We start from the raw sequence: 15,425 nt of genomic DNA, 5'->3' as shown, positions 1-15,425 counted from the left end.
CTAGTTCCTCCTGTTAATTGATCTTAGAATTCAATTCTGTTTGAAGTTCGTACAGATCACTTGCGGAAATCCCTAATTCGTCATAGCCTTTTTGGATCACAGCAGAATTCACAGACTGCGCCTGCTTGGATTGTCCCTTTATAATAAAGGTGCTTAAGTCCGCTACACTTGGATACTGGAAAATATCTTTAGTAGTCACTATCATATCTTTCGCTCGAAGTTGCGCCGAGATTTGAATCGCTTTTATTGAATCTCCTCCCAATGCATAAAAATCTTCGACTACACTTATGTTTTCAATCCCCAACACTGTTTCCCATACGCGGGCTACCGTCTCTTCAGTGCTGTTCCTTGGAGGTATAGCTTGGTCCTGAAAGAGCTGACTTGTATCGGACATTGTCAGTTTCTTATGATCCACTTTGCCATTTGCGCTTAGAGGTAGCTTCTTAACTTGTACAAAAAAGGCAGGGATCATGTAGTTCGGTAGTCTTTCAGCAACCCAATGCCTGATTTTTTCGGTATTCATTTCTTGATCTGCAGCAAAATACGCCCATAAGCGCTTATCCCCTTGTTTATCTGACTGCTCCATGATGAATACTTCTTTTACAGCTTGATTTTCAAGGATACACTTTTCAATTTCACCCAATTCAATTCGGAATCCCCTAATCTTTACCTGATGGTCATTACGCCCCAGAAATTCAATTTCTCCGTTTGCAAGCCGTCGCCCTAAGTCACCTGACTTATATAATCGTTTTTCGTACAGATAGAAAAATTTCTCTTGAGTCAATGGGTCATTGTTGAGGTATCCTCGTGCGAGACCTTCTCCAGCAATGCACAGCTCCCCAATTGCCCCAATCGGCTGTTGATGATTTTCCCCATTAAGAACAAGCACCTCCGTATTCTTAATGGGTCGCCCGATCGGAATTGTATACATATCCTCATTAACTTCTTGAATTTCATGATACATCGCATAAACCGTACTTTCTGTCGGGCCATATACATGAATAATTTTACCTTTCCCCATTAACTGAAATGCTTTTTTTACATGTGCTACTGATGCTCGCTCGCCACCAAAAAGCACCTTTCTTACATTGGTCAAGCAATGAATTTCAAGGTCAACGAGTGTGTTAAACAAAGCAGTTGTCACAAAAAAAACGGAGACATTCTCTTTTAAAATCAACTGAGCTAACTCAGATGCATTAAGCATTGTCTCCTTGTCTACTAAAACAAGTCTTGCTCCATTCAAAAGACTCCCAAATATATCAAAAACAGAACCATCAAAAGCAAAGTTAGATAATTGAAGAATAGTGTCTTGTGGTGCAATTTGTACATAATCCGAGCCCTTCACTATTCTCATCACATTGATATTTTCAATCATGATCCCTTTAGGTATACCGGTCGAACCGGAAGTATACATCACATAAGCCAAATGGTTAGCCTCTGATATGCGTAGTGGATTACTCTTATCACGATCATTTGTTTGTTCCAGCACGTCCTCAAGAATCAAAATCTGGTGTCTTTCGGAACCTTCCAGTTCTTCTATTAGCTTTGTAATTAAAGAAAATTTTGATCGTGAAACTACAATGATTGATAAGTTCGCATCCTGCACAATAACCTTTAACCGCTCACTTGTATTTTCCGGATCAAGAGGTGTATAGCCTGCATTGGATTTCAAAATGCCTAGTATCCCAATAATCATCTCTGGTGAACGCTCTGTAAGTAGTCCAATTAGTTGATCAGGTTGAACACCCATATATTGTAAAACATAGGCAAGTTTGTTGGCTTGCTCATTTAACTCTCCATAGGATATATGAGTTTCTCCACATGTAAGGGCCGTTGCAAATGGCGCAACTTTAACTTGCCTTTCAAATAAATCTGCAAGTGTTTCTGTACCGCTGTGCTCCATACTCTTTGAACTTCTCAGTGCAATAAGTTCGGTTTCCTCATCAGCACTCAAAATACAAATATTTTCCAAGCAAACAGAAGGTTCACTGTAGATTTTCATTGCAACATTATAAATATGATTTGCCATTCTTATCACAGTATCTTCAGAATGAATATTGGAATTATAGATAAATGTTATGTTTGTTTCATCTCCCGGAAGCACTGTAATACTTAAGTCATAATTAGTATGTTCTATAACATCAACGTCCTTGATGTTTACATTTACTTCTGCTAATTGATGTTTCCATGAGGAATTTAAAGGCGTATTATCAAACACATAAATATGATCAAACAGGCTATGACCAATCGACTGATTTTGAATCTGTGAAAGGGACAAATGCTCGTAGGGCTTGGAATTCAAATTTAGATGATGAATTTGCTGTATTAGTGAAGTAAAGGTTAAGTCTCCTGCTGATTGTATACGTAAGGGAACTGTATTAATAAACAACCCTATCATTCGCTCAACTGCTGGGATCTCTGGTGGTCTTCCTGCAACAACTGAGCCAAATACAACATCGTTACTATTATTATATTTTTGCAGCACAATCCCCCACAGATTCTGATAGACCGCGTTTAATGTGACTTGGTTGTTTCGGGCCAATTCTTTTAAAAAATTGGACAGCCGACGCTCTAATTGAATAGAATGTTTACCCAAGCTATAATCTTGAATTGATTTGTTTCCATTAGTACGTGTCTGACCTGGCAGGATCGAGCACTCTTCAAATCCGCTTAAATAATCTTTCCAGTATTCAAGTGCACTTTCTTGGTCTTGTTTTGCCAACCATTCTATATACTGACTATAAGGCTGCTCCATACAAATGGATTGGCTTTGTCCTTTAACTAAACCAGTATAGATTTCAAATAATTCACAAAGGATTAAATCGGAACACCAACCATCCATTAAAATATGGTGAAAAGTGAGTATACAAGTACATTCAGTAAGGCTTGTCTCGAGCATGGATAGCCTAATGAGCGGATCTATCGTCAAGTTGAATCCTCGCAGGCGATCCTTTTTTAAACATTGCTGAATCCACTCTTTTTTATCCAGGCTTGATATATCAGCTCTGCTTTCATAAACAAATTGAAGAGGTCTTTCCGTCAGCACTACCTGAAGTGGCTGTTTGACTTTTTCCAATAAAAAAGTAGTTCTTAATACATTGTGCCGTTGGATAAGTGTCGAAAAACTTTGCCTCATAAGCTCAACATTAAGATGACCTTCCATGGTTAGGATTAGCTGTACTATATAAGTGTTGGGATCTGTATCTGAGAGGGAATGATATAATATGCCTTCTTGCATAGGGGACAGCGCATAAATATCCTGTATTTGTTCTTTCGAAAACGGGTTCACTCTACTCACCTGCCTAATCTAGTGTTTAGAATTCAAGGAACTGAGAAGTACATCATAAATCATATCTAAATCCTCTTCCTTTAAATTTTTTAATGTAAAATCACTTAGAGTGCGCAACTGCTCCTTCTTGTCTATGCAATGCTGAATAACCTTGATAAGCTGCTTTTCATATCCCTCCGTCAAATGTTGGATTTCTTGTCCACTAATTCGTGCACTATCATAGCCGATAGAAAGATGCAATTGATCCCCCGTGATAAATCCTGTTATTTCAAGTGCATAACACAGTTCATTATTAGGGCTGATATTCCCTAATCCCTCAGGTCCAAAGGAAGCTGCACTACTGTAAGGAGAGAGTTGGAAATATGGAGAATTCGAGATTTGGTCAAGTTGACCTAAATAATTAAAATTAATTTCTGGCTCAATAGAAAATATCAAAGGCGCTCTCAGATGTTCCGGGCTAAGATATTTTAGTACCTCATAGTCCAATCCTTTATTTGGAATAGTTCTAAGATTCTCTTTGGTTTTTGTAATCCACTCAGACAAATCGTCAGAATCATGCATGCATAGAAGTACGGGGCACTGAGATGTAAACCAGCCGATTGTACGAGTAATATTCATATCAGGTAAAATATCAGTACGGCCATGGGATTCCATATTGATTACAACTTGTTTGACTTTAAGCCAGTCATACAGAGCTATTCCTACAGCAGTTATCAAAACATCATTTATATCGGTGTTATATGCATGATGAACTTGACCAAGAAGCCATTTTGTGTTTTCTTTTGACAGAGCGAATTTTAAATTACGTTTGTTCCTTTGTGTTGACCTCTGTACTAGTTCTCTCTTCCACAGTATCGATTCCTGATTAACTCTTGCTTCAAAATCCAGCCAATAAGAAATTTGTTTTACTACCTCCTCGCTACATGAATAATTTTCTAATGCCTCAGCCCATCTTTGAAATGAATCTGTTTTCTCCTGTAGTACAACCTGTCTCCTCTCAATAAGTTGCTCATAGGACTTTGTCAAATCTTCGATTAATATACGTAATGAAATTCCGTCCATCACTAAATGATGTATGGACAGCAACAAATGATCTCCTACCTTGGATCTGAACAACTCTAAATGTACTAATGGACCTCTTTCTAGATTTTTACTCCCTTGAATCTCCGAAATTTGGTTGATAATAAATTGCTCTTCATCCTCATACGGCACGTTGAGTATATTGAAGCTGAATACTTCAGGATTCATGTCCATGTTCATCTGCTTTAGAATGCCACCCTCCATTTGGTAAGTCATTCTAAGCGCATCGTGATGCTCAACCAATGTTCTCAAAACTCTGAGCAATGCTTCTGTTTCATACCGTTCTGGATTATAAAACATAACAGATTGATTCCAATGATGCTTATCAGTTAACTTTTTTGTAAAAAACCAATGCTGAATAGGGGTAAGGGGAACATTCCCCAAAATTTTTCCTTGGTCACTCTTACGGTGAATCTGTTGAATGGACTGACCAAATTGTGCAATAGTAGGTTGTTTTAAAAGATGATGACTACTGAGCTTTAGATTATGGAAGTTCAACTTTGCAGATAATTGAATGGCTTTAATTGAATCACCACCCAAATCATAAAAGTTATCATATATACCCACCTGGTCTACACCAAGAACCTCACTCATTAGTAGGCATAAAAGTTCTTCTAAATCAGTGCGAGGCTGATGATGATTAAGTTGGCTTGATAAATCCCTAGTTGGCATAGGAAGAGCTTTTCGATCCACTTTTCCATTAATGGTCATAGGAAGTTCAGATAAATAAACAAAATAGGTTGGAATCATATAAATCGGTAATTCTTGCTTGATAAACTGACGCAACTCAGTTGTGCTTATCGTATTTTGGGCTACATAATACGCACACAACTGCAACTGATCCTGCTCATCCTGAATAGCCTGCACTACTGCTTCTGTGATTTCTTTATGTTTAAGAAGAATCACTTCGATTTCTTCCAATTCGATCCGATGTCCACGTATTTTTACTTGCTGATCCGTCCTCCCACGATATTCCAAATTCCCGTCAGGAAGTATCCGAACTAAATCACCGGTTCTATATATTGTTAATTCCGGAATTGTTGGATGTTGGATGAATTTTTGTTTAGTAAGCTCTGGACGATTCAAATAGCCTCTTGCCAGCCCACATCCGCTTATGAAAAGTTCCCCGATTTTTCCAGAATCAACAGGGTTCAGTTGCTCATCAAAAATAAAAAAATGCGTATTCGGCAATGGCAAGCCTATAGGAACTGAATTACCTTCAAAATATGCTGAAGGAGCCACCCATAAAGAAACACATATGCTCGCTTCCGTGGGCCCGTATGCATTCACATAAGTTGTATACGGACTCCATTGATTTACCAAATTACCGGATGATGAAGATCCTGCTGTTATCATCAACCTTAAATTCGTAATACGCGAAGCTTCCAAATAAACAGCATAGCTTGGAGGTAATGTTAATACAGTAATCATATTTTCTGAAACATAGGACTCAAAATCGAGGGTCTGATGTATTATTTCCTGAGGAATAATATATAAGGTCGCCCCATTAAAAAGTGCCATAAAAATTTCCCAAACAGAGGCATCGAAAGAAAAGCTGGCGAACTGGCCAATTCGATCTTTTGAAGTAATATGGAATTTATTTGCCCAAATTAACTGTAAATTTTCAATTCCCTTATGTTCTAATAAGGTTCCTTTAGGCTGCCCTGTTGAACCTGATGTATAGATTAGATAGGCGAGATCGCTTGAGCAAACATTCCGCTCCAAATTGCTGGTCGAACGATTGGAATACAACTGTTCAGTCACTGTTAATTTACTTAGTCCCGGATGATTAGGAGATTTTAAGTGCTGTTGTGTAAGTAGCAACTTCACATTGCTGTCACTCAGCATGAATTTAATTCTCTCCTCAGGGTAACCTGGATCAAGTGCCAAATAAGCTCCTCCAGATTTAAGCACTGCTAATACTGCAATGATCATATCGACAGAGCGTTCCATCATAATTCCGACAATACAACCAGTACAAACATTGTGCTCAACCAATATTTCAGCTAATTGATTGGATTTTTCATTTAATTGGCGATAAGTTAGGTAATTTTCACAACTGACAACAGCGGGATGATCTGAATTAGCTACTACTTGCTTTTCAAATAGACTGTGGATAGTCATATTGTTTTTCCTCCCTGCCGAGGTTCCATCGTTCTATTTACTTGAGTCCAACTTCAATAGAGTGCAGCATAACCTGACTGGAATTTAGTTTGAAATATTTTTTAATTTTACGGAAATTCATATCACCAATTGAGCACAGCCCCACCTGCTCCAGCTCAGCTACTTGAGTCAACAGTTGTACCATAATTCCACAGTCGATAGCGGCATACAAATAGCCCATTCCTCCATACTTTGGCATCGTAACCTCGCTGTTATAAACCATAAATACGGAAAAAGCTGATGTGCTAAATATTTCTTGATTTTGGGCATAATGCGCTTCTTGTGTGATAACACAGGCGCTGCTTACCATTTGAAGCATATTACGTACAGGATTATAGTAATATAAGCCTGCCTTCACCTTTTCTATACGGGCATCCTTAACATAAATGAATATATCGATTGGATATAATCCACCATCGGTTGCATAGAAATAGCGAATCTCGCCATTCGTTATCGTCTGCTTAAAAACAGAGATTAGCTTTGAAAATGTTTTAAATGAAAGTTTGCGATTTATATCAAAATCACGAAAAGATCTGCGATTAACAATCTCTTCCGGGTAAGAAACATCCTCTAAAGGAAGATCATAATCCATTACATTCGAAAATGTGCGTTCTAGCTGTTTTTGTTTGAAGTGATTGTATCGTTCCGGATCAATAAAAGTGTCCTCGTGGTGAGGGTTGTGTACAAGATAATTATGCGGATAAAGGAGCTCTTGAGGGGATAAAATAAAATTTACTAATATACGTTCATTAATTAAATGTTTAATAAAATCAACAAGAAGTTCCTGATCTAAATGAGAATAATGCTCGATAAGAGATTCCAGCTTTATGCCTTTTTGCGTTATGTAGTACAATTCAGGAAATAATTCAAGTGCTATACCAGAGAATATGGATTGCTCAATTTCAACAGCATCCTCTGTTTTGCACCAACGAACGGATGGAGACCAGAAATACTCCGCTTCATTATGGATTAATTTGGATAATTTCACAGGGACTTGCTTATGCATAATAGTTCCTCCTCTAAATATGATCATTTAAGATATCTGACCACTGACTTATTATGCTGGTTGTTTTTTATGAAAGAATACCCGTTCCATTTCACTATGCCTGCCGAAACACCAACAACAGTACAATTGGCAGGAACATTTTTTAACACAACTGCACCTGCTCCTATTTTGGAGTAATCGCCAATTGTAATAGGGCCCAACACTTTGGCTCCCGCCCCTATAACAACCCTGTTTCCAATAGTGGGGTGTCTTTTCCCCACATCTTTCCCAGTGCCTCCTAAAGTAACATTCTGATATATCGTCACATTGCTCCCTATTACAGCAGTTTCACCTATTACAACTCCAATACCATGATCTATAAAAATCCCATCTCCCATCTTTGCACCTGGATGTATATCTATTCCCGTAAAAAATCGTCCCCAATTAGATAACATTCGTGCAAATAAATACAAATGAACCTCAAAAAGGAAATGAGATAATCGATAGAATATCAAAGCATGAAAACCTGGATAACATAATAGTATTTCTAGCCAACTATTTGCCGCTGGGTCCAATTCTCTAATAAACCGGATATCCTTGATCAACTTGCTTAACATTTCGGATCACTCCCCTTGCAGAAAGCACCTTTCCGATGTAAATGTATGCATCATTATAAACTGCTCATATGTTCTCTCCTTTCTAAGAGAATAGAAAACATTAATAACTATACATTTTTTAAAAAATATAAAATACTAAATATTTAGTATGTTACACAAGAAATATTCTACCTCCATATTTTCGTAAAGTAAATATTGAATTAATGTTTTTCAGGCTAAATTTATAATCGCAAACTATTATAATTTCATCAGACTTAATCAGTAAAAAACTATCCTAAAAATAAAGGGATTAATGGGACCGCTTATCTAACTCCGATGTTGAGGCCAACCATAGTGTCTCCAAAGACCAAGGCCGATTAATTTCGTTAGCATGGCTCTCCTTTTGAAGAGGCATAGTGAGGAATGCATGTAGGCAATAAACCTTTACATCATTGGATTGTAATGATATAATCCGACTATAATCCTTTACTAAATATTTAGTATAAAACATTTAGCAATAAAGTTATGGAGGAGATATCATCTTGAGTACAACACGTGTGATGGTTCTTGGGCTCTTGCTGCAATATGGAGCAATGTCAGGATACGAAATACAACAGAAAATGCAATCAGCACAAACGGATAAATGGGCTTATGTGCAACCAGCTTCCATATATCATGCCTTAAAAAAAATGGATTCAGAAGGAATTGTACAGTTAGAAACGTTAGAACAGACAGGGAACCGGTCCAAAGCTATATATGCTATCACGGAGGCTGGAAAAAGTGAGTTTAGTCGGCTTTTAATCGAATCATTTAAAGAATCTTCTGTTGTGTTTCCAACAGCACTGTACACAGCTTTAACTTTTATGGATGAGGCTGGGCTCCATGAAATTGAAGAAGCTTTAAGTTTTCAGCAGCAAGCCATCGAAAAAATCTATAAAGAAATGAAACTAGGGCAAGAACAAAAAGCTGAACTTATGGATATCCCCGTAAACGTCATGTTAATTTTCAGAAATATTTATGATCAATGCGAGCTTCAATTAAAATTTGTTAAACAAATTAAAGAGGAAATCAGAAGAAATTTATGAGGAGGATATAATAATGAAACTGAGTAAAGGAGTACAAAATAAGCAAAAAGCTGCACTAATTGTTGTCGGATTAGCTGTATTCATTGATATGTTAATCTATGGATTAGTCGTTCCCATTTTGCCAAGGTATGCAAATTCTCTGGGCGCAACTCAAACTGAAATCGGATTTTTATTCAGCAGTTATGCAATCGCATTATTTATAGCTACACCTGTTTTTGGCCTATTAACGGATCGGATTGGGAGAAAGACACCTCTATTATGGGGGTTAATTGGACTCATAGCCTCCACTTTTATGTTTGCCATAGCCCACACTTTCTGGCTACTTATAGTGGCACGCGCTCTTCAGGGAATAGCAGCCGCAATGACCTGGACAGCAGGACTCGCTCTCTTGGCTGATCTATACCCTTCTGAAGAACGTGGTAAAGCTATGGGCTTGGCATTATCCGGTCAAGCCGCCGGAACCCTTCTCGGACCGACTATTGGCGGTTGGTTGTATCAATGGGGAAGTTACCAGCTTCCTTTTTACTTTGCCATCTCCTTGGCCGTCATCGATGCTGTACTTCGACTAATTCTCCTGCATGATATTCCGGAAGCGAAAAATGAAAAGTATATTTCCCCTTTCTCGTTCATGAAAAATAGAGATTTGCTTTTGGTTATTGGAGTGGTGATTATCGGCGCATCCATCCCAAGCGTACTTGAGCCAACATTACCGTTACACCTACAGCACAAATTTAGCGCTAACCCAGGAATTATTGGATTATTATTTGCTATTCCCACGCTTGCTTATGGCCTGGCAACACCTTTTATAGGACAGTTTTCTAGTAAAGTCGGCTATAAAAATGGAATTCTCCTCGGTCTACTTATGGTATCCATCGCACTTCCTCTAACTGCACTTCCAGCAATATTATCGCTTCAAGCTGTTATTTTAGCTATTTTAGGGGTTAGCATGGGTATGGTCCTTGCTCCCTGCTTACCTCAACTTGCTGATATCTCTCAACGAAGTGGAATTCATTCTTATGGAATTACTTTTGCACTCTATAACACGGCATACTCGATTGGCCTAATGATCGGCCCTATTTTGAGCAGTACTCTCACGGATCTAATGAATATTAAGTTCTCTTATTTAATCATAGGCATTATTGTATTTATATACATGTTCGTACTCGCTTCAGCCTTAAGGAAAACCAAAAATTCATCAAGCAATGTAAAGCTAAGTAAATAAGTGAACAAAAATTCATATCCACATAAATGATAAAACATTTTATTTCATATTTTCCATTATACAGAATTCAAACCCCTGAAAAAAGGTATCCCTCAAGCTTATCGCTCAGGAATACCTTTTTTTGATCCATCTATGGCTTGGCAGGCTCTACCTTCATTTGCGCCTCAAGCGCGAGATTCAGCTTGAGCACGTTGACACGCGGCTCGCCGAACACGCCGGCGCTGCGGCCTTCTGTCTGCTCCTGCACCAGTGCTCTCAGTTGATCCTGCGGGATACCCGTCAAGCCGCTAATGCGCGGAATTTGCACCCATGCCGCCTGTGGCGAGATGTGTGGGTCTAGACCGGAGCCGGAGTTCGTAATCAGGTCCACCGGAACCCGACTGACGGGTACACCCGGGTTATGCTTCTGCCAATCCGCAATAGAGTCCTTGACTCGCTGTATCAAGGCCGGATTCGACGGTGCGTAGTTACTAGAGCCTGAACCAACCCCATTATAATCAACGCTCGATACCCGACCTTGAAAAAACGCCGAATCAGTGAAAGACTGCCCAATCAGTTCGGAGCCGACCACCCGCCCCTCCGCGTCACGGAGCATACTGCCATTTGCTTGCTGCGGAAACAGGACCTGCGCTACTCCTGTACTGGCTAGCGGATATGCCAAACCGCACAAGAGAATCATCAGCACCGAAGTTCGCAAAGCCACTCCAATAACTGTACTTCCTCGCATCTCTTGTCTCTCCGGTTGTCCTTCCGCCACAGTCCCGGTCCCTGTATGTTTGTTATGACCTTGTCCGCCAGATTCAGCTTTTTCGTGTGCAGCAAATCTGCGTCCAGACATCATCCGATAAAAACCACTCATGTCGTTCACCCTTTCTGCGCTAAATCCACAAATGCACCAGCAAATCAATGGCCTTTATACCGACAAACGGTACGACCATACCGCCCAGACCGTAAATCAGCAAATTCCGTCCCAGCAGGCGATCCGAGCTCATCGGCTTATACTTCACGCCCTTCATGGCCAGCGGAATCAAAAGCGGAATAATAACCGCGTTAAAGATCAACGCCGACAAAATAGCGGACAGCGGGGAGCCAAGCCCCATGACGTTCAAAGCGCCCATTTGTGGAATGGCTAGCATGAACATCGCCGGGATGATGGCAAAATATTTGGCAACATCGTTCGCAATGCTGAACGTTGTCAATGCTCCGCGCGTCATAAGCAGTTGCTTGCCGATCGCGACCACCTCAATAATTTTGGACGGATCGGAATCCAAGTCCACCATATTAGCCGCTTCTTTGGCCGCGACTGTGCCGCTATTCATGGCAAGACCTACATCGGCTTGCGCCAACGCAGGTGCATCATTGGTGCCGTCTCCGGTCATGGCAACCAGCTTACCCTGTTCCTGCTCACGTCGGATAACCGCGATTTTATCCTCCGGCTTGCTCTCAGCTACAAAGTCATCCACACCCGCTTCCCGTGCAATTGTAGCTGCTGTCAGCGGATTATCTCCGGTACACATGATCGTACGGATACCCATTTCCCGGAGCTGATCAAACCGTTCCTTCATGCCTGGCTTCACTGTATCCTTTAAATAAATAATACCGTATATCTGATCATCTAGCGCGACTGCCAGCGGTGTACCTCCTTCAGAGGCTACCTGATTCGCTTTTTCTTCCAGATCGGCTGGAACACTGCCATTTTGCGATACGATCCATTGCCGAACGGAATCCACTGCGCCCTTGCGTACCTTTCGTCCATCGGCCAGATCCAGGCCACTCATCCGGGTCTCCGCCTTGAATTCGATAAAGGTTCCACCTGCCGCCAAGGATTCATCCAACGTATGCTCCTGTTTGCGCATCAACTCGAGAACCGAGCGACCCTCTGGCGTCTCATCCTTCATAGAGCTAATTGCTGCCCACTTCACTAGCTCTGCCTTCTCCACGCCCTCTACAGGCACGAATTCACTCGCCATCCGGTTCCCGAAGGTGATTGTACCTGTTTTATCCAGAATCATCGTGTTGATATCCCCAGAAGCTTCTACCGCCTTGCCTGACATGGCTAGTACATTAAACTGGGTGACCCGGTCCATACCGGCAATCCCGATGGCTGACAACAGTCCTCCAATCGTGGTTGGAATCAGACAGACTAGCAACGAAATCAGCACAGGAACAGGCAAATCAATGTTAAAATGACGGGCAATCGGCGCTAGCGTAACCACCACAATTAGAAAAATAATCGTCAAGCTAATCAGCAAAGTGTTCAGCGCAATCTCATTCGGCGTTTTTTGCCGCTGAGCGCCTTCCACGAGCGAAATCATTTTATCAATAAATGTCTCGCCCGGCTCTGTCGTAATCCGCACCTTAATCCGGTCACTAACCACTCGCGTTCCGCCGGTTACCGAGCAAAAATCACCACCCGATTCCTTGATGACCGGAGCCGATTCTCCCGTAATTGCAGATTCATCCACCGAAGCCAAACCTTCAATGACCTCACCATCGCTTGGAATCATTTCGCCCTGGGAGACAATAACTACGTCCCCCTTACGCAACTCGGTTGAGCTAACCACCTGAATGTCATTTCCGACAAGCTTGTTAGCTTGCGTATCCTGCTTGGATTTTTTTAAAGAGGCAGCTTGTGCCTTACCCCGCCCCTCCGCGAGCGCTTCGGCAAAATTGGCAAAAAGCAACGTAAACAACAGAATAACAAACACGGCCAGGTTAAAGCCCATTTCCTTGTCAGTTCCAAAATAACCGGGAAACAGTAACATTAGCAGCACGACCAATGTACCGATCTCCACGACGAACATGACAGGATTTTTCATCATCATCATCGGATTTAATTTTATAAAGCTATCCTTGATCGCATGCTTCAAGATGCTTCTGTCCAGCATGTGTTTGCGTTGTTCCTTCATGGTCAAACACCCCGTTCATCCATTCTCATTTTCTTCTTCACATAGTCAAAAATTCAGCAACAGGTCCCAATACGATGACAGGTAAAAAGGTCAACGCACCAATCAGCAGCACGACTCCGATCAGAATGGCTCCAAATAACTTGTTGTCCGTGCGCAGTGTCCCCGTCGTCACCGGAGTCGGTGCTTTGGCATTCAACGAAGCCGCCACAGCCAACAATGCAATCATAGATACATATCGTCCGAAGAACATAACCATCCCCGTTGTAACATTCCAGAATACGTTGTTATCTGAAAGACCTTCAAACCCCGAACCATTATTCGCAGCAGATGACGCATATTCATAGAGCACCTGAGTCAACCCGTGATAGCCAGGGTTAGTGACCGCATCATATCCCCAATGACTCATAAACGCAAGCGCAGTTGGGGCGAGAATGAGAAACGGATGTACCAAAATGGCAATGGCGATCAGCTTCATTTCCTTGCCTTCAATTTTCCTTCCCATAAATTCCGGAGTTCTCCCGACCATCAGTCCGCATATAAACACACCCAAAATCGCATACATCAGCATATTCATCAGCCCGACACCCTTGCCGCCAAAAATGACGTTTAGCATCATTTCTCCCAAAGCAGCCATACCACCCAGTGGGGTTAGTGTATCATGCATATTATTGACCGAACCTGTCGTTGCCGCTGTCGTGACCGCAGTGAATAAGGCCGATTGTCCGATGCCAAAACGAACCTCTTTCCCTTCCATGCTTCCCTGAGAAGCATCCACACCCAGTGTCTGGATTAACGGATTACCTGTCTTCTCAGACACATACGTAATGGATAGAAAAATAAGAAACAATACCATCATGGAGCTAAAAATAATCCAGCCCTGCTTACGATTACGGGCAAACAATCCAAAGGTATACGGCAACGAAGCCGGCATTACCCACATTGCCAAAATTTCCAGCACGTTCGTCCAAGGACTTGGATTTTCAAAAGGATGCGCAGAGTTAGCTCCCGCATAACCGCCCCCGTTTGTTCCCAAATGCTTGATGGACTCCAGAGAAGCAATGGGTCCCATAGAAATTTGCTGTTGTGTTCCGCTCAGCGTCGTAAGATCCGCCGTAGGCTGTAGCGTCTGTGGTACCTTCAATCCCACCAGCACCAGCGTAAGCACAAAGGCCAGCGGCAGGAAAATCCTTATAATGGCTTTAATAAAATCTTGAAAGAAATTGCCCATCCCTTCACCGCGCCGCGTCAATCCTCTCATAAAAGCCGCAGCAACCGAAAAACCGGAAGCAGCCGAAGTGAACATCATCATCGTGACGAACGCCATCTGTGTCAGATACGTAAGCCCGCTTTCTCCGCTATAATGTTGGAGATTCGTATTCGTCATAAAGCTGATTACCGTATTAAAAGCTAGTGATGCTTCCATATTACTGTTTCCAGTCGGATTACCGGGAAGCATTCCCTGTAAACGCAACAGCAAGTAGCTGATTGCCACAAGCACGGCGTTCGTAGCAATGAAACTCATAACATACGTAGTCCAACGCATGCTCTCTACTTTCTTCAAGCCTACTACCTTATAAATCAGCTTTTCTGTTCTGCCAAAAATCCGATCCGTCCGATTCGGTTCATTCGAGAATACATGATACATATATGTACCCATTGGCTTAACCAAGAGCAGCAATATAACGATCACAATTCCAATTTGAAGCAGCTCCATCCTCTATTCCTCCTTCAAAATGCTCCTGCGTTTGGAACAACAGACCCGATTCAGACCATCTATGAAGTGCACACGTTTGCGAAAACCTGCTACCAATGATGCTTTAATGTTCAGATCTGTTGTTCCCGCCCGCTCTATCCCTACAAGTGACTAGAACTTTTCAGGGTTCAGGAGTGCGTAGATTAAATACATAAACACAATAGCCGTAAGCCCGAGTATAACGATCATCCTCTTCGTCCTCCTTTAGAGGTCTGCGCATCACACCAGCGTACAAACAGCAGTATCACTCCATAACTCACAGCCATGACGAGCAGCATGTATATATCCATCATGTTTATACCCTCCGTATCGATCCTCAGATCGCCATTCTTATTCCATCATA

At 41.5% G+C, this 15,425-nt stretch carries 9 protein-coding genes; 2 read left to right on the top strand and 7 right to left on the bottom strand.

Annotation, left to right across the window (positions count from 1 at the left end):
• Positions 1-13 precede the first annotated feature (13 nt).
• From MKY35_RS06575 to cysE, 4 genes are read right to left on the bottom strand one after another with little or no spacing between them, the layout of a single operon-like run.
• On the bottom strand, positions 14-3,289 hold the full coding sequence (locus tag MKY35_RS06575) for an amino acid adenylation domain-containing protein (protein WP_342445928.1): 3,276 nt from the start codon (positions 3,287-3,289) through the stop codon (positions 14-16).
• Positions 3,290-3,307: 18 nt separating this feature from the next.
• Positions 3,308-6,493, bottom strand: a complete 3,186-nt coding sequence (locus tag MKY35_RS06570; protein ID WP_342445927.1) for an amino acid adenylation domain-containing protein — start codon at positions 6,491-6,493, stop codon at positions 3,308-3,310.
• A 37-nt stretch (positions 6,494-6,530) separates the two neighbouring features.
• Positions 6,531-7,538, bottom strand: a complete 1,008-nt coding sequence (locus MKY35_RS06565) for a SagB/ThcOx family dehydrogenase (protein WP_342445926.1) — start codon at positions 7,536-7,538, stop codon at positions 6,531-6,533.
• A gap of 23 nt (positions 7,539-7,561) precedes the next feature.
• Positions 7,562-8,134: a serine O-acetyltransferase gene (gene cysE, locus MKY35_RS06560; RefSeq protein WP_342445925.1), complete on the bottom strand. Its 573-nt coding sequence runs from the start codon at positions 8,132-8,134 to the stop codon at positions 7,562-7,564.
• 521 nt (positions 8,135-8,655) lie between these two features.
• Between cysE and MKY35_RS06555 the strand changes: the two genes are divergently transcribed.
• Positions 8,656-9,198 (top strand): PadR family transcriptional regulator, encoded by a 543-nt coding sequence (locus MKY35_RS06555; protein ID WP_025716185.1) that lies wholly within the window; start codon positions 8,656-8,658, stop codon positions 9,196-9,198.
• A gap of 13 nt (positions 9,199-9,211) precedes the next feature.
• Complete coding sequence (locus MKY35_RS06550; RefSeq protein ID WP_342445924.1) at positions 9,212-10,420, top strand: MFS transporter; 1,209 nt, start codon at positions 9,212-9,214, stop codon at positions 10,418-10,420.
• A 130-nt stretch (positions 10,421-10,550) separates the two neighbouring features.
• Here the strand turns inward: MKY35_RS06550 and kdpC are convergent, their stop codons facing one another.
• The 3 genes from kdpC to kdpA are packed head-to-tail and all read right to left on the bottom strand — an operon-like array spanning position 10,551 to position 15,043.
• The gene (kdpC, locus tag MKY35_RS06545; RefSeq protein WP_342445923.1) at positions 10,551-11,279 is read right to left on the bottom strand and encodes a potassium-transporting ATPase subunit KdpC; all 729 of its coding nucleotides are present in this window, start codon (positions 11,277-11,279) and stop codon (positions 10,551-10,553) included.
• A 19-nt stretch (positions 11,280-11,298) separates the two neighbouring features.
• Positions 11,299-13,329, bottom strand: coding sequence for a potassium-transporting ATPase subunit KdpB (kdpB, locus tag MKY35_RS06540; protein WP_342445922.1), 2,031 nt, complete (start codon positions 13,327-13,329; stop codon positions 11,299-11,301).
• 37 nt (positions 13,330-13,366) lie between these two features.
• Positions 13,367-15,043 carry a potassium-transporting ATPase subunit KdpA gene (gene kdpA / locus MKY35_RS06535; RefSeq protein ID WP_342445921.1) on the bottom strand — a complete coding sequence of 559 codons (1,677 nt, stop codon included), beginning with the start codon at positions 15,041-15,043 and terminating at the stop codon, positions 13,367-13,369.
• Positions 15,044-15,425 lie beyond the last annotated feature (382 nt).

It is taken from the genome of Paenibacillus sp. FSL L8-0638, from assembly GCF_038593075.1.
Lineage (GTDB): Bacteria > Bacillota > Bacilli > Paenibacillales > Paenibacillaceae > Paenibacillus > Paenibacillus polymyxa_D.
Note: the sequence above shows the minus strand (reverse complement) of the source record. Positions and strands in the feature narration are given on the sequence as shown.